We start from the raw sequence: 21,886 nt of genomic DNA on the forward strand, positions 1-21,886 counted from the left end.
AAAGGCCCTCAAATTGAGGGCCTTTATTATAAAGTGTAATATAAAAAAACGAAAAACTATGCTCCTGTAGCAGCAGCAATTTTCTTCTTTAATGAGTCGAACATCACAGGTGTTGCGATAAATACAGAAGAGTATGTACCCACAATTACACCTACGATCATTGCGAACATAAATCCTCTCAGGCTTTCACCACCAAAAATGAAGATGGCCAACAACACGATCAATGTGGTAAGCGAGGTGTTCAATGTTCTGCTCAAAGTACTGTTCAATGCATCATTGATGTTAATTCCATCATTGAATCCTTTTAGTACGGTTATCTCACGGATACGGTCGAATACGACCACGGTATCGTTCAGAGAGTATCCAATTACCGTCAAAATTGCGGCAATAAACGCTTGGTCGATTTCCATATTGAAAGGCATGATGCCTCCCGTTAGGGAGAAAATACCCAACACGATCATTACATCGTGGAATACCGCTACTACGGCACCCAATGAGAATTGCCATTTTCTAAATCGCAATAGGATGTAAAGGAAAACTACGGCCAAGGAACCGATAATGGCCAAGAATGCATTCTTTTTGATATCATCCGCGATGGTCGGGCCTACTTTAACGGATTGCAGGATTCCGATTGATTTTTCGGAAGCACCCACGGTGAAGTCATCAAAAGAGGTACCATCTGGCAAGTATTTTTGTAAAGTGGTGTAAAGTTTGTTCTGAATTTCCGCGTCCACTTCCACACCTTCTTGGTCCACTTTGTACGGTGTGGTCACCTTAATTTGATTGGCATCACCAAAAGTTTTTACCATGGTTCCACTACCAAAAACCGTATTTAGTTCAGAAGCAATTTCTGATGGGCTGACTGCTTTCTCAAAACGGATTTGATAAGAACGTCCCCCGATAAAATCAACCCCTTGATTTAGTCCTTTGGTAAATAATGAGAATGCGCTTACCGCCACCAAGATTCCAGAAACAATGTAAGCGATTTTACGCTTGGACAAGAAATTGATGTTCATCTTGGTGAACAGGTTCTTGGTAATCCCTGTACTGAAATCCAAACGGCGTCCCTTTTTGCTCGTATAGGCCTCGATCATCAATCGGGTCACAAATATGGCCGTGAACAAGGAAGTAACGATACCGATCATCAAGGTAGTGGCAAAACCTTTAATAGGTCCTGATCCAAATACAAATAGGATGATCGCGGTCAATCCAGTGGTTATGTTGGCATCTAAAATGGAGGACAAGGCGTTACCAAAACCATCTGCAATGGCTTGGGCCTTTCCTTTTCCACGGGCCAATTCTTCTTTTATCCTTTCAAATATAAGTACGTTGGCATCCACCGACATACCAATGGTCAAAACGATACCTGCGATACCTGGCAATGTCAATACAGCTCCAAGGCTCGTCAACACACCAAAAATCAACAAAATATTGAATACCAATGCAATATCAGCAAAAACACCTGCTCTGCCGTAGTAGAAAATCATCCATACCAATACAAATACCATTGCAATGATGAAGGACATAAATCCGCTATCAATGGCTTCTTGCCCCAAGGATGGCCCAACAACTTCCGATTGAATTATATCGGCGGATGCAGGAAGTTTACCTGCACGCAATACGTTGGCGATATCTTTGGTTTCGTTTACCGTGAATGTACCCGTGATCTCTGAACGTCCTCCGGAAATAGGTCCTGAAGAAACACCCGGTGCGGTGTACACTTTGTTGTCCAAAACAATGGCGATACCTGTTTGGTTGTTGTATGCATCGCCTGTCAACGCTTCCCACTCTTTCGCACCACGAGTGTTCATCGTCATGCTAACCGCTGGTTTGTTGAATTGGTCGAAGGTATCCTGTGCATCGGAAACTACATCTCCGCTGATTCTCGGGGTTCCTTCCCTGTTGGATTTCAATGCGTACAGATCAACTATCTCGGCATCCTGTGCAGGACGCTCCCATAGGAACTTGGTAAATTGAATATCGTTCGGCAACAATCTTTTGATCTCGGGCATTCTCAGGTACTCGCCCAGTTCGGCGGTATCGGAAACCATGGCCCTTGCAATGGCGTGGCTACCTGGATTGGCAGGGATCAACTTGCCCAGAATAGGATTGGCCTGTGCGGTCATATCCAACGAATCCTGCGAAACATCGGAAAGCAATGAGTCGATTTCTGACTCTGGTTTTGCTTCGGTATCTTCCTTAACTTCGGGTTTCAGGATTTCTTTTAGGCGCTCGTTGGCACTTACCAAAAAGTTCCCTATACTGTTGTTGCTCTGCGGATAGGTTTCCCAGAACTCCAATTGTGCGGTACTGGACAACAATTCCTGTGCACGGGCGATATCCCTAGCGCCAGGAAGTTCCACCAAGATTCGGCCAGAATTTCCTTCTCTTTGAATATTGGGCTGGGTTACACCAAAGCCGTCGATACGCTCACGAAGTACTTCAAATGCAGAAACAATGGATTCATCGATCTTTCTTCTGATGATAGGTTTCACCTGATCATCCGTCATTTGAAAGTTGATATCATCGCTAAGACCTTTGTTGGCAAAAATATCGGGTGATGCCAATTTGGTATCTCCTTTAATTTGGTCAAAAGCCTCAAAGAATAGTTCCAAATAAGTGTTGTCACTACTTTTGGATGCTTCATCGGCATCGGCCAACGCTTTGTTGAACACTGGGTTCTTGGTGTTGTTGGCCAAGCCTTTCAGGATATCCTTAACGGAAATCTGCAAGGTAACATTGATTCCTCCTTTAAGGTCCAATCCCTTGTTCAACTCTTTTGTCTTGGCATCCTCATAGCTCGTAAAGCCCAAAACAGTATTATCACTGATGGAGTCCAAATACGATGCCTCTAAAGCTTCACGCTTAGCAACATAATCTTCCTCAGCTTCCGAAATTTGGCTAACTGCGTAATTTTCAGCATCTTTCTCCAACTTACTAGTGATGAAAGTGTACGATAACTGATAGATACTCACCAAGCCAAAAAGGATCGCGAAAAGCCTTATAAGTCCTTTATTCTGCATTGATTGTTAATTTTTTAGAAGTTTTCTTAAACAGCGTGCAAATATATCATTTCCGATAAGATTTGACAATAGAAATTGATGTAATTGCAATTATGGTTGATGGTTATGCTGTTAAAATGAAAATGTCATTCCGGACAAACCTTGAAAATTCCATGCAAATTGATGGAAAAACTCTTCGAGGCCTCGTCCAAAATGACATTTTAGTCGGTTATGGTTTATGTAGTCTAGACGTCTAAAAGTCCGTTGGTTTTTTTAACGCCTTCCGCACTTTCTTGCATTTTGGCCTTTTCGGCATCGGACAGTTCGATTTCAACGATTTTTTCGATTCCATCCTTGCCCAAAATCACCGGCACACCGATACAAATGTCATCCAAATCGTACTCCCCTTCAAGGAATGTGGAGCACGGGAACATTTTCTTTTGGTCGCATGCAATGGCCTGTACCAAACCGGAAACTGCAGCACCTGGGGCATACCAAGCACTTGTACCCAACAACTTGGTCAAGGTGGCACCACCAACTTTGGTCTCTTCCACGACCCAGTTCATTTTTTCTTCGGACAGGAATTCGGAAACCTTTACACTGTTACGGGTCGCGTGCCTTATCAAAGGCACCATTCCTGTATCACTGTGACCGCCGATCACCATTCCATCCACATCGGATATTGGTGCTTCCAAGGCCTCTGCCAATCTATACTTAAAGCGCGCACTGTCCAAGGCTCCGCCCATACCAATGATCTTGTTCTTTGGCAATCCTGTGGACTTGTGCACCAAATAGGTCATGGTATCCATTGGGTTGCTCACTACAATGATCGTTACGTTCGGGGAGTGCTCAATGAGACTTGTTGCAACGGTTTTCACGATTCCTGCATTGATTCCGATCAATTCCTCGCGGGTCATACCCGGTTTACGTGGAATACCAGAGGTGATCACTGCGATATCACTACCTGCTGTTTTGCTGTAATCACTTGTGCTCCCCGTGATTTTGGTATCGAACCCGTTCAAAGAGGCCGTCTGCATCAAATCCATGGCCTTACCTTCGGCATATCCTTCTTTGATGTCCAACAAAACAACTTCTGATGCAAAATTTTTCATTGCTATGTACTCAGCACAGCTTGCTCCAACTGCGCCTGCTCCAACTACGGTAACTTTCATTTGTATAGATTTAAATTTTAGTCTTCAAAAATAATGCATTTAACGCAGAAAGAGGCTGACTTTTACCTGTTTTAGCGGCACAACGCACGTAAATTTCACAAAGTCGCTACCGATTCAATGTAGATAAAACGTGTTTAGCAAAGGGCTGACATATCAAAACAAATATTTTATCTTTTTTATGCAATACATTCCTACAAACCAACGTTCTTATAGTCCCAAATTTAACGTAACCTACTTGACCTATGAAAAAGCTCTTTTCATTGTTGTCCATTGTTGGCATCATCGCCATAAGCAACTGTACGCGCGTACCAGAAAACCACGACCCTATTCTTGGCATCTGGGCAAAAACTGAATCTTCCAGTATTGAGGACAAAAATTCCAGCACCGTTCGCGAAGAATGGATTTTTAACGATGTATACCTGGGCAGGTACCAAAGGTATTCGAACTCCAAATTAATTTTCTATACCGATTTTAAATGGTCCGAGGACAACGGAACGTATTCCATTACGTACGGTGACCCCGAAGTGACCGATATTACCGTAAGCTTGGAGAAAGCAAAAACACCAGAAATATTGACCTTGGACAATGGCTCGGTCTTCGCCACCAGGGAATGACGTGAAGACTACATATATGAAAATAGGAGGCCCCATTACGGGGCCTTCTTTAACTTTGGTCGGTTGATTTGTTTTTTCTATCTGAATCCGAAGTTGACACCAAAGGTGAAGGTGCTGAACTCGGCAATGTTATAATCCGCATTTAGCCTAAAGAAGCCCAATTTTATCTTGGTACCCAATGTGGCAGTAACCCCGCTTGCATTTTGAGAAACGGTGAAAGGATCTGTAACGGTTTCCGAAAAGAAAGGTCCATTGGCCTCGTAGGTACCCAAAAGGTCTATATCCGACTTACCGGTGATATACCCCAATCCGCCATAGAAATTGATCACTGGAATGTTCTTTGTTGAAACAACAGCGCTAAAATTCCAAGTTTTAAAATTTGCATCGATACGTTGATCGCTTCCATCAATGGTGGATGAATCCGTAAAATCGTATTCACCATTTAAATTGGTGTATCCAATCACTGCCGAAATAGCTACGGGCATCACTTTGTCCGCGGGCAATATTTTGGTGAAATCGTACTGCAATCCTGCACCGAAGAGCCCGAGTTTGGCATCGTCATCAAATTTTATTTTTGGCAAAAAGCGTGCTTTGACCTCCAATCCCTTAATCAAGCCAACACTTGCCTGAAGATACCCCGAAGGGATAAAATTTAGGTTTTCTGCAGCAAGTCCGGACGGAAGCTCGAAATCTTCACGGAATACACCGCTTTGATCTTGTACAAAGACCTCTACCCCTTCTATATCACCCAAAGCGGTCGATACCATTCTGGCTTGGCCCGGGTTCTGCACAAAGTCCAAGTTTTCATAATCGGCAGGGTCCAACAAGAATGCTTTTTTATCGTCCTTGTTCTTGAAACCAGTCATATTTCCTATGATGGAAATTTCGAATCCGCCCAAAGGTTTGGCATCTGCAGTATTGTACCATCCATTGGAAATACTGTAAATGGCGCCTTCCGAAACGGGAGACAAATAGGCGTTGGCAAACCGTTCCGCATCTGCTACGCCCGAAACAAAGATGTCGTTCAGGTCTTGGGCCTTGCCCATAGTAACAGAAATCAGTGCTATTCCTAAAATTATTCTTTTCATGATGTTGAAGTTTTATCCAAAACTAAAAAACTCGCCTTGGTAGGGCGAGTTTTTGTTGTGAAATGCTTGTTATCTATACATCTATATTGGCATAGACGGCATTTTTCTCTATAAATTCACGTCTTGGTGGCACTTCATCCCCCATTAACATGGAGAATATACGGTCGGATTCCGTTGCATTGTCAATCTGTACCTGACGCAATTTTCTAAAATCCGGATTCATTGTGGTATCCCAAAGCTGCTCGGCATTCATTTCACCAAGACCTTTGTAACGTTGGATACCTGCTCCACCACCCATTTCTGCATTGATGGCATCGCGTTCCTTATCGTTCCAAGCATAGCGTTTTTTGGCCCCTTTTTTCACCAAATACAATGGCGGGGTCGCTATATAAACGTGCCCTCCTTCTATAAGTTCCCTCATATAACGGAAGAAGAAGGTCAAAATCAATGTTTCAATGTGGCTACCATCGACATCCGCATCACACATGATGACCACCTTATGATAACGAAGTTTATCCAAGTTCAAGGCCTTACTGTCTTCTTCGGTTCCGATGGTAACACCTAAAGCCGTATAAATATTCTTGATTTCCTCGTTTTCAAAAACCTTGTGCTGCATGGCTTTTTCCACGTTCAAAATCTTACCACGCAATGGCAATATGGCTTGGAAGTTTCTATCCCTCCCCTGTTTCGCCGTACCACCTGCCGAATCTCCCTCTACTAGGAATACTTCGCATTTGGTAGGGTCTTGTTCGGAACAATCGGATAGTTTTCCGGGCAGCCCGCCTACACTCATTGGGTTTTTACGCTGCACCATTTCACGGGCCTTTGCGGCAGCATGTCTAGCTTGGGCGGCCAGCTTCACTTTTTCCACGATTTGCTTGGCATCATCCGGGTTTTCTTCCAGATAATCGGTCAACATTTCGGAAACGGCCTGACTTACCGCACTGGTGACCTCACGGTTACCCAATTTGGTCTTGGTCTGGCCCTCGAACTGCGGCTCTGCCACTTTTACGGAAACAATGGCCGTCAATCCTTCACGGAAATCATCCCCGGATATCTCGAACTTCAATTTGTCCAACATCCCAGAATTATCGGCATACTTTTTCAAGGTAGTGGTCAACCCCCTTCTAAAACCTGAAAGGTGCGTACCCCCTTCGTGTGTATTGATATTGTTCACGTAGGAATGAAGGTTTTCGGAATATCCCGTGTTGTAGACCATGGCCACTTCTACAGGGATACCGTTTTTCTCACCTTCCATCGAAACTACGTTCTGAATCAAAGGTTCCCTATTCCCATCCAAGAATTTGATAAATTCCTTTAATCCTTCTTCGGAATGGAAAGTTTCTGAAATGAACTCTCCTTTCTCGTCCTTGTTTCTTTTATCTGTTAGTATAATGGTAATCCCTTTGTTCAAATAGGCAAGCTCGCGCATTCTATTGGACAAGGTCTCGTAATTATATTCTGTAGTTTGGGTAAAAATGGTATCGTCGGGAACAAAGGTCACTATGGTACCTGTTTCCTTGCTTTCACCAACACTTTTTACCGGATATTGGGTTTTCCCCCTTTCATATTCTTGCTCCCAGATTTTTCCGTCTCTATAAACCGTGGCTTTTAAGTGTACAGAGAGGGCATTTACCACGGATACCCCAACCCCGTGCAGTCCACCAGAAACTTTATAGGAGTCCTTGTCGAACTTACCGCCCGCACCGATCTTGGTCATTACCACCTCAAGTGCGGAAACACCTTCTTTTTTGTGCAGGTCCACTGGGATGCCCCGACCATTATCCTCCGTAGTTATGGAGTTATCCTCATTGATGGTCACACTGATTTTATCGCAATAACCGGCCATCGCCTCATCGATGGAGTTGTCCACCACCTCATACACCAAATGATGCAATCCCCTGACCCCTACATCCCCAATATACATGGAAGGTCTCATACGTACGTGCTCCATTCCCTCGAGGGCCTGGATACTATCCGCGGAGTATTGTTTCTTGTTAGCTTCTTCGCTCATATATTTTCTGTATTTGCCTCAAAATTTCAAATCTTACAAATATAATCAATACCCTGCGTAAATGGCTCTAAACTACCTATCGGACACCCTAAGTTATCAACAAAAACTGTGGAAAAAACAGCTTGTTCCCAACACGCTTCAAAAATTGGCAAACATTTATTGCCCATTGATTTTTTTTGGAAACCGGATACAGAACACCCAACGGATACTCTTGATTTATTTTATCATCAAAAGAATATTTTTTAAGAATTTGTAAGAATTTTTATCGATTTTTTAAAAAAATGATATTTTTACCTGTAGATAAACACAAACTTTACATTATGAGAAAAATTCTATTTGTACTGGCCGCAACAATTGGTTTTGTATGCACCAGTAACGCACAAGATGGGTCGCAAACAGACCAAGGAAGTTGGCTAATTGAAGTAAATACCGGGTTTGGTGGCGGAGATACTGGTTTAGCCCATACAGCCAACACAGGTTTTGGACTTACCTCGATCGACGGCACCACTATTTGGAGCATTGGTGGGGAAGGTGGTTACTTTATTGCAGATAATCTTGCCGCAAAGGTAGGATTAGGATATTCCGATCTTGATGGTGCAACTATTTTCTCCTATAAACTGGGGGCCAAATACTACATCATCAATACTATTCCCGTTCAATTGGACGTAACAGGCGCCAGTATAAAGGACGCTAACGAAAATCCTCTTTGGTTGGGCTTACAAGGAGGCTATGCCATCTTTATTGGCGATATGGTCAGTATTGAGCCCGGTTTGCGCTATAATCTTAGCCTTAATGAGGATTTCACCGATGAAGGAATATTTGAATTCCGAATCGGATTTGCACTTCACTTCTAGTTAGGTACCAACGTTTTTGATACAACTAAAAAGCCCCTTTGACAAGGGGCTTTTCGGACTAATTAAAAAATGAAACTAGTTAGATTACTGCTTCACTACGTTTGGTTGGTTTAAACGGGGGTTATTTCACATATGCATCGGTATGGACCTTGGCCACAGCTCTTCCCGATGGGTCGTTCATATTTTTGAAGGCCTCGTCCCACTCCAAGGCAATCTTGGTGCTGCAAGCTACCGATGCTTCCTGGGGAACGCATAGTGCTGCTGCATCCGAAGGGAAATGACTTTCAAAAATTGAACGATAATAATATTCTTCTTTTGATGTAGGCGTCTGAATTGGAAACTTGAAATGTGCGTTCTCCAACTGCTCATCCGTAATTTCCTCTTCCACCAAGGCTTTCAAGGTATCTATCCAGCTATATCCGACACCATCCGAAAATTGTTCTTTTTGCCTCCAAGCCACACTCTCTGGCAGATAATCCTCAAATGCCTTGCGCACCACCCATTTCTCCATACGTTCACCGTTGATCATCTTATCTTTTGGGTTGATGTTCATTGCCACATCCATAAACTCTTTGTCCAGGAAGGGAACACGCCCTTCAATGCCCCAAGCGGCTAATGACTTGTTCGCCCTTAAGCAATCGTACATGTGGAGCTTGTCCAGTTTTCGAACCGTTTCCTCATGAAAATCCTTTGGGCTCGGCGCTTTGTGGAAATACAGGTATCCACCGAACAATTCATCGGCTCCTTCACCCGAAAGAACCATTTTGATCCCCATGGATTTGATTACCCTTGCCATTAAGTACATTGGAGTTGAGGCTCTTATGGTTGTAATATCGTAAGTTTCTAGATTATATACAACATCTTTTATGGCATCCAGACCTTCTTGAATGGTAAATTTGATCTCGTGGTGCACTGTTCCGATATGATCTGCCACTTTTTGTGCTGCCGCCAAATCGGGCGAACCTTCCAATCCTACGGAAAATGAATGCAACTGCGGCCACCAGGCATCGGCAGTGTCCCCGGATTCGATTCTTTTTTGGGAATATTTTTTGGCGATTGCAGAAGTAACGGAAGAATCCAATCCACCTGAAAGCAACACACCATAGGGCACATCGGACATCAATTGACGATGCACTGCGGCTTCCAAGGCATCCTTTATTTTTTGGATACTGGTCTCGTTCTCCTTTACGGCATCGTACTCCATCCAATCGCGCTCGTACCATCTTACAAACTTACCATCGGAGCTGTGCATGTAGTGCCCTGGAGGAAACAGTTGGATTTTGGAACAGGTTCCTTCCAATGCCTTTAATTCGGAGGCTACGTAAAAGGTACCGTTCTTGTCCCAGCCAATGTACAATGGAATAATTCCCATGTGATCGCGAGCGATGAAATACTCTTCCTTTTCGGCATCATAAATGGCAAAACCAAAGATTCCGTTCATTTCGTCCACAAAGTCCACTCCTTTTTCTTGATACAAGGCTAATATGACTTCACAGTCCGATTTGGTTTGAAAGTCATACTTCCCCTCAAACTGTTTTCTCAACGCTTGATGATTATATATTTCCCCGTTTGCGGCCAAGACCAGTTTACCATCGGCGCTCAACAATGGTTGTTTTCCTGAAGCAGGATCTACAATGGCCAATCGCTCATGGGCCAAAATGGCGTTATCGTCGGAATAAATACCGCTCCAATCGGGCCCACGGTGCCTTACTTTCTTCGACATCTCCAACAATTGGGGCCTAAGTACTTCCGTACTTTCTTTTACATCAAATACGCATACAATACCACACATAAAAATAAATTTAGTAACAATTTTGAAACAAAAATGAATTTAAACATTATAAAACAAAACACTAAAACAAATATAGATTACATATTAAAACAATAAATTTAAAATAAACACCAATTTGAAATCAATATATAGATTTATCTTTTTAACGCCCTCCTTTTGTAAGGTTGCTTAATTTTCCCGTCTGTATGTTTAAACAGCATTTAATTAACTAGTTTTGAAAGAAACTTAAATCACAATCATGAAGAAATTAACAGTATTACTTTTAGTGCTTTGCACAGGTTTGGTATTCTCTACGGAGGCCGTAGCCCAAAAATTCAGTGGATTGGACAAAAGTCCTGCGGACATCGCCTATTATCCATCCAGCTCAAGGGAAGCTGACAAAGCTGCCCGTGTTATTTACAGCCGTCCACAATTAAAAGGACGTAGCCTTGCCGAATTAGCCCCCGTTGGAAAGGTTTGGAGAACAGGTGCAAATGAAGCCTCGGAAATTACTTTTTACAAGGACGCCAAAATTGGTGGAAAAACTATTAAAGCCGGTTCATACGCTTTGTTCACCATTCCAGGTGAAGATGAGTGGACAGTTATCCTGAACAGTAACCTGCACCAATGGGGTGCATACTCTTACGATAGCGATAGCGATGTGGTAAGAGCTACAGCATCTACCTCTACGGATAGCGAGGAATTGGAAGCTTTTGGCATTGCTTTTGACGATGATGGAAACTTGGTCATGGGTTGGGGAACCACAAGAGTTACCCTACCTATAAGCTACTAAAAAGTCTTAGTTCGTAATATGAAAGCCCCAATTTGGGGCTTTTTTTATTTCTTTTGGACTCCGCCCAAGAAAACCTGCTCGGCAATTACATTCGGGATTTCTTCGGAGGGAATTGTCATAATATCATCGCTCAATATCACAAAATCGGCAAATTTACCGGGCTCAATGCTACCCTTTTCTTCTTCTTCAAAATTGGAATAGGCCGCCCAAATGGTCATCCCTTTCAGGGTTTCCTCCCTGCTCAGGGCATTCTCCATCTGAAAACCGCCTTCGGGGTACTGTTCCACATCTTGGCGGGCCACTGCGGCATAAAAGGTCAAAAATGGACTCACCTGTTCTACGGGGAAATCGGTGCCCAATGCGACCAATCCTGCTTTATCCAACAAATCCTTGTAGGCATACGCTCCCTTTATGCGTTCTTCGCCCAATCTATCCTCGGCCCAGTACATATCGCTCGTGGCATGGGTCGGCTGCACGGATGGAATAATGCCGTTTTTGAAATAATCGAAATCGGATTGCGAAATCACTTGCGCGTGTTCCACTTTCCATCTGCGGTCGGTTTTGCCTTTCAAAGCTTTATCATAGGCCCGCAACACAACAATATTTGCCGAATCCCCAATGGCGTGGGTGTTCATTTGGTAATCGGTGGCGGCGATTCGCTGCGCCAAGGCCTCAATTTGGTCCACTGGTGTTACCATTGCCCCAAAATGTCCATGCTTGTCGGAATAAGGCGCCCTTAATGCCGCTCCCCGGGAACCCAAGGCACCATCGCCATATACCTTTACGGAGCGGACATTTAAACCCTCTGTTTTGATGATGCCCTTTTCCAAAAAGTAATCCAAATTTTCGGGATAATTGGATACCATCGCATAAACTCTAATGGATAGTTCACCTGCTTGTTGCAGACTATCTATCAATTCGATGATGTCCCTTGGCAATCCGGCATCGTTTACGGTGGTCAATCCGTAATCCAAAGAAATTGCTTCGGCATCCTTAAGTGCCTGTATTTTTTGTTCTAAACTGGCTTCGGGAACCACTTTATCCACAAGCCCCATGGGGTTGTCCACCAAAACACCGGTAATCTCACCATTCTCCTTCACGATCTCACCGCCTTCTGTTTCCGTTTTAGCTGTAATACCGGCCAAATCCAATGCCTTTTGATTGACCAAATAGGCATGCCCATCTACTCGTTCCAGTGCAACGGGAGTATCGGGAAACAATTCATCCAGTTTATCCTTGGTCGGAAATTCCTTTACTTCCCAATCGTTTTGGTCCCATCCCCTTCCTCGTATAAAATTTGACGGACGTTCTTTTTGAAAGGCCAATACACGCTCAACAACTTCTTCAAAACTTTGGGTGCCTACCAAATCCACCACCTGCTGGTTCTGCCCCAAGCCATAAAAATGACAGTGTGCATCGATAAGACCGGGCACTATGGTCTTTCCTGTTGCATCCAGCTGTTTCTTCGCGTTGTACTTTTTTAGAATGTCATCCGAACTGCCAACGGCAACAAATTTTCCATCTTTGACGGCTATACCGGACGCCTTGGAAAAATCGGCATCTACGGTATAAATATTTGCATTGGTAACGATTAGGTCCACTTCTTCCTTAGTGGCACAAGAAAAAATAAATAGACTGGCAACAATGAATAGGCACTTTTTCATTTCTGATGGTTTCCGTCAAAAATAGAAAAAGCATGGACAAGACAATCCTGTTTACCCATATAAAGTGAACCTGATATTTCTTAAAAATTTAAATATTAAGTATTTCGATTCGTTTTTATCACTACTTTTCGAAGCATTATTGATAGCTAATTTACCATGTATACCGTATCGGCTTTTTCCTTTTGGGCAAAGGCTATACTGCCTTTAAATAGTATTGAGACCGCTATCCCCAGCGAACTCAATCTACTCCATTTTATATTCATTGGAATATCCCTTTTGGGTGCTGGAGTTGGCAGTTACCTTATTTTTTTGAAAAAACATAACCTGTACATGGGAATTTTTATGATCACCATGGCGGCCATCCTTCTTGAGCTTACCTTATTATGGTGGGACGGCGTGCTCCACATTCCCAAAATCCCTTTTTATTCGAGCATTTCCTTTCTTTTGGGGCCCTCTCTTTTTCTCTATATCCAAAAGAAGGTCTACCCCAACCAAAAAGAAAGAACGTCAAAAACAGCACTCTACTTCTCCATATTTATAGTCAGCTTAGCGTTGATGCTGGTTTTGACCAACACCTATGAAAACATACCCAAAAATGGTCTTGGGGGGCTAGGGGTCCAACTCTTGAACAGCACCTCCCTAAAGAGCATTTATTGTGGTATATTTTTAATGCTGATGATCAAACAATATCTAGGTTATCGTACCCGCATTGATCCGATGGACCGTAACTGGCTACGGACTCTTGTCATATTCTTTTTTACCATATTTCTGATCTCGATAATCGGAGCTGTATTTAAAAATGAGTTTTCCCTGATGCATGTTACCAGATACGTGCTGGCCTACTTCTTTTCAGTTTTCATCATCATCATTTCTTTCCTATTGTACCTATTGCCCACCATTGTAACGGAATCTCTGTTGATACGACTGGACAAAGATCAGATCAAGGAAAAATACCAAAACTCCGGCTTGACCATTGCCATGGCAAGCGCATTAAGGCTACAACTTTTAAATTCCATGGAGGAAAAAGTGTTTTTGGACCCGACCTTGTCATTGGAGATCTTGGCCAAAAAACTCAATACGGACAGGTACAGCCTCTCACAAGTCATAAATCAAGAATTCCACAAGAATTTTTATGAATTCATCAATGATTACCACATCAACGAGTGCTTGGCCTATATCGATGAAAACCCGCATCAAATTGACTCTATCACGGACATTATCTACGCATCTGGATTCAATAACAAAGTGTCCTTCTACAACGCCTTCAAAAAGAGAAAAAATATTACTCCGGCGCAGTACATAAAAGCCTTAAATCAATAAATTTTTTGCCTTTTTTTAAGAAAAATCGTCTATCCTGAAATTATTTAACAATATCACAATTCACTTATTATCAGTATATTATATAAAAGTACAGGTTAATATTCGTCGGTAAACCTTAAACCTAGGTCGGTCGTAATCATCATCCCATCACCTCTCATTTATTTTATCCGCTGATTAAGATTAGCTCGGTCATATTTCAAAACATTATGCAGTCTAACTGGCCCATTTGTTTATTTGGATTAGTCACCAAAAATTGACCGGCTTTTCTTAGTCAATAAACTAATTCAAAAAATGAATCTATTAATTAACACTCAAATTAAATGAGAACAAAAACAAAAGTATTACTGGCACTTTTGATGGCATTTGTTGTGCATCTGTCTTCCGCACAGGAAAAAATGATAAGTGGTACAGTAACTGATGGGAGCGGACTGCCATTGCCAGGCGTAAACGTTGTTATCAAGGGAACCACACAAGGTACCCAAACCGATTTTGACGGTAACTATAATGTACAAGCCCAAGTTGGCCAAACGCTTGTATTCAGCTATTTGGGCCAAAAAGAGACCCAAGCCACCGTTGGCGCACAAAACGTTATCAACATACAAATGGAAGAAGACGCACAAGCGTTGGAAGAAGTTGTTGTGGTCGGTTATGGTGTTCAAAAAAGAAAGGAAATCACAGGGGCGATTGCCAGTGTTTCCGGTGCCGACATCCAAGGCCTTGTTACCCCCAGCTTCGAGAGCCAATTGGCAGGTAGGGCAGCTGGTGTACAGATTACCACCAACAACGGTATTATCGGGGAAGCCCCAAGAATCAGGATCAGGGGTCTGGGTTCCATAGGTTCTGGAACCTATCCTTTGGTGGTCGTTGATGGTATTCCGATCATTACAGGAGATACTGGTGGATATGCATCGACCAACGCACTGAGCAGTATCAATCCCAATGATATCGAATCCTTCGAAATTCTAAAAGATGGTGCCGCAACAGCCATTTATGGATCTCGTGCAGCCAATGGTGTAATCTTGATCACCACCAAAAAAGGTAAAAAAGGTGCCACCCAAGTGAGCTACAACGTGGTGACCGGTTTTGCATCACCGATCAAAACCTTTGATTTGTTGAACACAGCACAGTTCTTGGAAACTGCAAACGAAAAACGCACCAACAGAGGACAAGCTCCTTGGGCCGTTGGAAATGACTATGATACCGATTGGCAAGATGCGGTGCTTAGGTCAAACGCACTCCAAATGGACCATAACCTATCCGTAAATGGAGGAACCGACAGGACGAAATACTTCATGTCCCTTGGTTTCACCGATCAAGATGGTGTGGCCATACCAAACAACTTAAAACGTCACAGTATAAGAACCAACCTTGAGCACGATGTGTTCGATTGGTTGACAGTGGGTGGAAGTGTTGCCGTTACCAGAAGTGAATTCAATGGATTGAACACTGGAGGAAACTCACTCTCCGGGAACATTTTCAATGCTACAAGACAGCTTCCCAACACCCCGATCTATGACCCAAACAACCCTACCGGTTTTAACCTGTCCGCAGATGGAAGCGTAGTGGGCCAGTGGGACAACACCGACCCTGTTGGTGACAACATTTCCAACATTGCTTACGTGCTTGCCAATAACAAGTTCCAATCCAAAGAAAACAACACTTTGGTCAGTGTGTTTGGCGACGTAAAACTGATGAAAGGTCTTACCTACAGGTTTCAGGCCAGTGCCAACAACACCCTTACCTCAGGTTTTAGATACTGGAGCCCGGTACATGGTGATGGGCGTGGTTCAAATGGTAGATTGGACAACGATAACAGAGATATTCTAAGATGGAATATCCAGAACATCATCAATTACAATACCAGTATAGCCGACGCACACAATATTGCCGTCACTGCCGTAGCCGAATATCAAAAAGACAAAAACCAATATTTCTTTGGGTCAGGTACCGATCTTTTGGATGAGTTCTATAACAAAAACTTAGTAACAGGAGCTTATGGTACGCAAACTTCAGGGGGTAGCGTTACCGAAAACGGAATCAGCTCCTATGTAGGTCGTTTAAGCTATAATTTTAAGGAACGTTATTTCCTTCAAGGATCTATTCGTAGGGATGGTATTTCCAAGTTGAGCGAAGCTACCCGTTGGAACAACTTTACCGGATATTCTGCAGGTTGGAACATAGCCAACGAAGAATTTTTCAGTGGTTTGAATCCGACCATTTCCCTCTTCAAACTTAGGGGGTCATACTCTGAGGTAGGAAACACCGATATCGGCAGCTATCCATACTTAGGATTGACCTCAGCTTCGCAATACGGCACGCTTAACGGTATTGCATTCACCCAATTTGGCAACGACCAGTTGTTGTGGGAGACCAGTAAAAAGACCGATTTCGGGGCTGATTTAGGCTTCTTTAACGATAAATTGACGGTAAGCGTTGATTACTATAAAAACGATATCGATGGTTTGATTCTTGATGTTCCCGTACCACACTCCTTAGGTGTTCCTGACAACACAATAAAGAAGAACATCGGAGCAATGAAGAATGAAGGATTTGAATTCTCAGTAAATTACACGCCCTTCAATACGGAAAACTTCAGCTGGAATGTTTCTGCCAATTTAACCTTGGACAAAAACACCGTGACCAGTATTCCTGATGGACAGGATATTATCGGAGGTACTTCTACCAACACCAATATTGCTCCCAACCTGATCATAAGGGAAGGTGAATCCATCAACTCCATTTATGGACACAGGTATTGGGGCGTAAACCCGGCCAACGGAAACCCGGTTTACTATAAGGCCGATGGCTCTTTGGTACAAGGAAATTTGGAAACGCAAACCTATTTTGTATTCAACCCTAGCAACCCAGGAGACCTATCTGAAGCTTCTTCTTTGAGTGCTGCGGACGACAAGTTTATTCTTGGAAATTCCTTGCCCACCTATTATGGTTCTGTAATCAACAGGTTCACCTACAAGGGCTTCGATTTCAGCTTTATGTTCCGTTACAGCGGTGGCAACGAAGTGTTCAACGCAACTCGAAGGGATTTAGTGACCCAGAACTTCAACAACAACTCTACCGAGATCTTGGGAAGATGGCAAAGTGCTTCCAATCCTGGAGATGGAATTACACCTAGGCTTTACGCAAGTAGCAACACTTTCACCAACCTGACCGGACATGCCACTACCAGATTCCTGGAAAAAGGTGATTTCATCAGTTTGGACAACATCACTTTGGGCTATACACTCCCATCGATCGTAACCGATAAGTTGAACGTGGACATGGTAAGGTTCTTTATCCAAGGACAAAACCTATTGACCATTACAGACTATAAGGGCTTGAACCCAGAAATGGAATCCAGTGGTGTTGACATTAACGGTACACCAAGATCAAAAGTATTATCCATAGGTCTAAATGTTAATCTATAATTCTTTAAAATGAAAAAGATATTCAAATACATCACCCTTTCCTTTTTTGGAATTAGTGTGATCTCATGTTCTGACGAAACTGTTCTGGACCTCAGTCCAATCAACAACATCTCGTTGGGCGATGCCTTTTCATCCCCATCTTTGATAGAGAGTTCGGTAAACGGGATGTACAATGCTGCCGCCATTGGGCAGTACAACTCAACAAACCCCAATGCAGGCCGTGGATATATCTGGGGTGCCGCGTTCGTACAACAAGGGGACAACAGAGGGGAAGATGTGGTAAACGTCGCAACCTTCTACCAGTTGACCTACACGGCCACATACGACCCAACAACAGCGAACAACGTGTATTATTGGGTGGATGGTTACCGTTTGATCAACAGGGCCAACTTGGTGATCGAAGGAGTTACCACAGCAGCTGAAGCAGGTATCATTACCCAAGACGTAGCCGATGATTATATTGGTCAAGCTAAATTTTTAAGAGCGATCACTCACTTCGAGTTGTTGAACTTCTTTGCAAGACCCTATAACTTTTCTGCAGGCGCTTCACACCCTGGAGTTCCTTACAGAGAGGTAGGTATTGACACTCAGGCTGAAATCGATTCTGAAATCGTGCTAGGTAGAAACACCGTAGCGGAAGTTTATGCAAAAGTATTGCAGGATTTGGACGATGCAGAGAGCCTGATCACCAACACCTCATTGACCAAGGCGTCTGCAAACGCCGCCGTTGCCTTTAAAACAAGAGTGTATCTTCATATGAGAGACTGGGACGGTGTTATTGCCGAGGGCAACAAACTTGCTGGTGAGTACACCTTGGAAGATTCTCCAAATGGACCCTTCCTTGACAGTTATGGAAACTCCGAGTCAATTTTCTCATTGACACAGGCCGCAACCATGAACCCAGGTGTGAACGCTGCTTTGGCCTCTCAGTACAACAGAAGAAGATTGGTGGCCATTAGCCCTATCATCTGGAGAGATCCTAGCTGGTTGGCTGACGATTTGCGTCGTGAGGACAATTCAACAGAAACCGAAGTGGGCACCGGAATGGTATTTACCGCCGGAGGAGCAAAATTCACCCTAAAATATAAAGATGGAGTAAACTATACCGATGCTTCCCCTGTTATCCGCTATGCCGAAGTATTGTTGAACATGGCCGAAGCACAAGCTAGAAAAGCTGCTCCAGACCTAGGTGCCTCATTGGCCCTATTGAACCAAGTAAGAAACAGATCTCTTGCAGACCCAGACACTCAAGCTTATGTAGCCGGTGATTTTGCAAATGCCGGAGAACTTGTTGGCGCAATCCTTAAAGAAAGAAGAATCGAGTTTTTGATGGAGGGCAGAAGATGGTCCGATATCCACAGACTTCAAGGAGATGATCTTCAACCCATCAACGGAATACCACAAAAGGTAGCCAATGGAACACCTGCAGCTGAACTGTACACTTTGGGAACTCCATACGATGGCCCTTATGGTGTGCCTGCGGTTCCTTATGCAGACTTCAAGTTTCTCTGGCCAATTCCCCAGATAGAGGTCAATGCCAATCCAACTCTGGCAGAACAACAAAACCCAGGCTGGTAATTATCCAGACCATAAAAGTATATGCAACAAAAAACCCGTGGGCTCTCCTACGGGTTTTTCATTGCTCTCGGATTAACTTTTCACCATCCCATAAGAATACTTTTTCTTCTTGGAATGATCTAACTTCATAGGCCTGAGATAAATCCAAGTAACCAAGTACAATTTTGCCTGGGACACCAAACATCTCATTAGGGAACCTATACTGCCAATAATTAAATTCTTCCCCACAATTTTCAACTTTTAATTCAGGCAAGTGAACAAAACGACCCTCGGTAGTTTCAATTATGTAATTCAAACTTATAGAGAGGCAACAAAAAGTATAGTAATCTTCTACCAATATGATTCTTTTGACTCCTTGAATATTTGGCAAATCATTTACCGAAAGATCTAGGCTGGAATCTTGCACATCACTCGCATATTGATCCAAAACTGGGACAAGTGTATCATTTTCCTTAACAAGATAAATTGTAGATTTAGTGTAATCTTCAAGAAGCATTAGAGATTCCTCATCCATATCTGCCCATATAGATTGGGTCAATGAGTAAACATCCGTAGGATAAAATCCACTCCCAAATTTTGGATGTTCCATATCCTGTGCGAATAGACCAAAAGTTCCTAAAGCACATCCTACAATGAACATTCGTATGGCATAAGTATTTTTCATAAGATTCAATTTTAAAGAATCCGATAAAAATACATTTAACACCAATACCATTTGTCGAGAATTGATGGATGTTGCTTTTCAATTGATGGATAGCCAATTATTAACCAATCACCAATCCAAATTTCCTATTTTATTGCTCAATCTATGATTTAGATACTATCAAAAAGTCTCCCTAAAAATCAAACTTATAGGACACTCCTGCCAAGGCTTGGAAACCTTGCACCCTAAAATTAGCCCAACGCTGGTAATTGTTATTGGCGATATTGGATGCTTTCACAAAAATGGAGAGCTGTTCATTAAAACGGTATCCTACGTGTGCATTGGCATCAAAAAAGCCATCTAAAGTCACTTGTTGGAATTGTAATTCTGAATCAAGCGGGTCGATTTGAGACAATAGATCATCCCTTTCCCCAACATAGAACAAATTAGCTCCCATGTACCATTGGTCTGAAATCTGGTAATCCATGAAAACCGACCCTTTAATGGAGGGTAGGTTCCAAGCCGGATTATCCGTTTCGGTATCGTAATCATAGAATTCTCCGTTGACGCCCAACGAAAAGTTGCGGTTAATATCCAGATTGATTTCCCCGAAAACGCCCAAGGTTTTTACATCATCATAAAATACCTGAAAGGAATTGCCGTAGAAATAGCTTTTTTCATCATCCCGGGAAGTATTGATGGGGTTATGAAAAAACAAAGGCTTCCTGTTCTCTGCCATATACGAACCTTTGATGTTATAGCCCACATTAGAGGTCAACTGTCCTTTTAAACCCAAATACCCTTCGTACTGTTGATCGGTCGGGACAATATCCAAAGTCGGGGATACAAAAGGGTTATCATTGACAAAATCGTAATAGGAATTTTGCCTTAACTCCCCCTCTATTCCACCGTAGGCAATTACATTTTCGTCCATAACACGGTACGAAGCGGTCACGGCCGGATAGATATAAAAGTTGTTCTCGCTGTTTTCCATATCCAATCCGTAAACAAGGTTCGCCCCCAGGTTAATCGTCAAATCATCACGTAAAATCAACAAGCTTGGCGTAACACCGGCCTGCAGATTGCTATATTTCTTCTCTCCCTCATTGGCAGCTTCCGTAATGGAGCCATTTTCAAAACTACCCCCCACATAATCTACCTTGGCCGAAATTGTGATCAATTCCTCCGTTACCGGAAGTTCAAAAGTTGGATTGATCACCGCGCGGTTCTCAGCAGATTCCGTGGCGTCCCAAAAACGTCGCAACAACAGGTTACCGCTCTTAAAATAAGAATCCTCCATATTAAAATGTGCTTTGGCCTCGGCATTGAAATAGTTTTGCGTCTCATCCATCGTATTGATCTCATCTTCACTGAACAATTCGCTCTGGATGCCGTACCAATTATAAAGTTGGTGTTGAAGGCCAATAGACGCACCCCAATCCATGTAACGGTCTTTTTTGGCATACGAAGCGTTCACCTTGGTGTCATAAAAATCGGTTTCCAAGGGTGTGGAATCCAAATCTCCCCGTGACGAATTGTGCGTCAGCCCAAAATCCAACAAATCCTCCCCTCTATTGAATTCACGACTTGTGTAAAAATCCACCAAGGCATTGTTGTAATTGCCCAACCCGATGGACGCATAGGAATTGTACAAAGTGGGCGGCGGTGTTTTTTCCACCCCCGAAGCCTTTCCCTTTGCCGGGGTAAATGTGGATGCTACGGGCACCGAAAATATGCTGTAATCGATTTTCTTTTTTTGGAGCACGATGGAATCGTTCAAACTGGGCGACGATTTAATTTTAAAGGCATCCGAAACGGTCGGGGAATACGGCTTTACCACCGTTACCGTTTCCGTACCAATGTTATCCTCTTCCTGGGCGATAACCGTTCCGCAAAGGCTCAAAAAAAGTAATGAAAATATATAGGTTCTCTTTTGCATTTTGTGTCT

Annotated in this window: 14 protein-coding genes; 6 read left to right on the forward strand and 8 right to left on the reverse strand. The window is 43.0% G+C overall.

Translation table 11 applies throughout. From position 1 onward, the window contains the following. Nucleotides 1–56 precede the first annotated feature (56 nt). Both secDF and mdh read right to left on the reverse strand, forming a co-directional pair. Nucleotides 57–3,023 (reverse strand): protein translocase subunit SecDF, encoded by a 2,967-nt coding sequence (secDF, locus tag GVT53_RS12750; RefSeq protein WP_166248916.1) that lies wholly within the window; start codon nucleotides 3,021–3,023, stop codon nucleotides 57–59. A gap of 224 nt (nucleotides 3,024–3,247) precedes the next feature. Further along, nucleotides 3,248–4,174: a malate dehydrogenase gene (gene mdh / locus GVT53_RS12755; RefSeq protein WP_166248917.1), complete on the reverse strand. Its 927-nt coding sequence runs from the start codon at nucleotides 4,172–4,174 to the stop codon at nucleotides 3,248–3,250. A 242-nt stretch (nucleotides 4,175–4,416) separates the two neighbouring features. Here mdh and GVT53_RS12760 point away from each other — a divergent pair, with 242 nt between their 5' ends. Then, nucleotides 4,417–4,788, forward strand: a complete 372-nt coding sequence (locus GVT53_RS12760; RefSeq protein WP_166248918.1) for a hypothetical protein — start codon at nucleotides 4,417–4,419, stop codon at nucleotides 4,786–4,788. A 77-nt stretch (nucleotides 4,789–4,865) separates the two neighbouring features. Here the strand turns inward: GVT53_RS12760 and GVT53_RS12765 are convergent, their stop codons facing one another. Both GVT53_RS12765 and gyrB read right to left on the reverse strand, forming a co-directional pair. After that, nucleotides 4,866–5,876, reverse strand: a complete 1,011-nt coding sequence (locus GVT53_RS12765; RefSeq protein WP_166248919.1) for a DUF6588 family protein — start codon at nucleotides 5,874–5,876, stop codon at nucleotides 4,866–4,868. Nucleotides 5,877–5,949: 73 nt separating this feature from the next. Beyond that, nucleotides 5,950–7,890: a DNA topoisomerase (ATP-hydrolyzing) subunit B gene (gene gyrB, locus GVT53_RS12770; RefSeq protein WP_166248920.1), complete on the reverse strand. Its 1,941-nt coding sequence runs from the start codon at nucleotides 7,888–7,890 to the stop codon at nucleotides 5,950–5,952. Between the two features lie 320 nt (nucleotides 7,891–8,210). On the opposite strand from gyrB, the gene GVT53_RS12775 reads away from it, so the two are divergent. Continuing rightward, nucleotides 8,211–8,744 carry a hypothetical protein gene (locus tag GVT53_RS12775; protein ID WP_166248921.1) on the forward strand — a complete coding sequence of 178 codons (534 nt, stop codon included), beginning with the start codon at nucleotides 8,211–8,213 and terminating at the stop codon, nucleotides 8,742–8,744. A 121-nt stretch (nucleotides 8,745–8,865) separates the two neighbouring features. Here GVT53_RS12775 and asnB read toward each other — a convergent pair whose 3' ends face one another. Continuing rightward, the gene (gene asnB / locus GVT53_RS12780) at nucleotides 8,866–10,536 is read right to left on the reverse strand and encodes an asparagine synthase B (protein ID WP_166248922.1); all 1,671 of its coding nucleotides are present in this window, start codon (nucleotides 10,534–10,536) and stop codon (nucleotides 8,866–8,868) included. Nucleotides 10,537–10,774: 238 nt separating this feature from the next. On the opposite strand from asnB, the gene GVT53_RS12785 reads away from it, so the two are divergent. Then, nucleotides 10,775–11,308: a DUF2911 domain-containing protein gene (locus GVT53_RS12785; RefSeq protein ID WP_166248923.1), complete on the forward strand. Its 534-nt coding sequence runs from the start codon at nucleotides 10,775–10,777 to the stop codon at nucleotides 11,306–11,308. A gap of 44 nt (nucleotides 11,309–11,352) precedes the next feature. Here GVT53_RS12785 and GVT53_RS12790 read toward each other — a convergent pair whose 3' ends face one another. Next, nucleotides 11,353–12,972: an amidohydrolase gene (locus GVT53_RS12790; protein WP_166248924.1), complete on the reverse strand. Its 1,620-nt coding sequence runs from the start codon at nucleotides 12,970–12,972 to the stop codon at nucleotides 11,353–11,355. Between the two features lie 156 nt (nucleotides 12,973–13,128). On the opposite strand from GVT53_RS12790, the gene GVT53_RS12795 reads away from it, so the two are divergent. The 3 genes from GVT53_RS12795 to GVT53_RS12805 all read left to right on the forward strand — a co-directional run bounded on the left by GVT53_RS12795 (nucleotide 13,129) and on the right by GVT53_RS12805 (nucleotide 19,295). Then, complete coding sequence (locus tag GVT53_RS12795; RefSeq protein WP_166248925.1) at nucleotides 13,129–14,292, forward strand: helix-turn-helix domain-containing protein; 1,164 nt, start codon at nucleotides 13,129–13,131, stop codon at nucleotides 14,290–14,292. Between the two features lie 320 nt (nucleotides 14,293–14,612). Continuing rightward, a complete protein-coding gene (locus GVT53_RS12800) occupies nucleotides 14,613–17,717 on the forward strand; it encodes a SusC/RagA family TonB-linked outer membrane protein (protein ID WP_166248926.1) in 3,105 nt (1,034 codons plus the stop codon). Between the two features lie 9 nt (nucleotides 17,718–17,726). Beyond that, nucleotides 17,727–19,295, forward strand: coding sequence for a RagB/SusD family nutrient uptake outer membrane protein (locus tag GVT53_RS12805; protein WP_166248927.1), 1,569 nt, complete (start codon nucleotides 17,727–17,729; stop codon nucleotides 19,293–19,295). Between the two features lie 58 nt (nucleotides 19,296–19,353). On the opposite strand, the gene GVT53_RS12810 is transcribed toward GVT53_RS12805, so the two are convergent. Next, nucleotides 19,354–19,959, reverse strand: coding sequence for a hypothetical protein (locus GVT53_RS12810; protein WP_166248928.1), 606 nt, complete (start codon nucleotides 19,957–19,959; stop codon nucleotides 19,354–19,356). 172 nt (nucleotides 19,960–20,131) lie between these two features. Continuing rightward, the gene (locus GVT53_RS12815) at nucleotides 20,132–21,877 is read right to left on the reverse strand and encodes a TonB-dependent receptor (protein WP_166248929.1); all 1,746 of its coding nucleotides are present in this window, start codon (nucleotides 21,875–21,877) and stop codon (nucleotides 20,132–20,134) included. Nucleotides 21,878–21,886 lie beyond the last annotated feature (9 nt).

It is taken from the genome of Flagellimonas oceani, assembly GCF_011068285.1.
In the GTDB taxonomy this organism is placed as follows: domain Bacteria; phylum Bacteroidota; class Bacteroidia; order Flavobacteriales; family Flavobacteriaceae; genus Flagellimonas; species Flagellimonas oceani.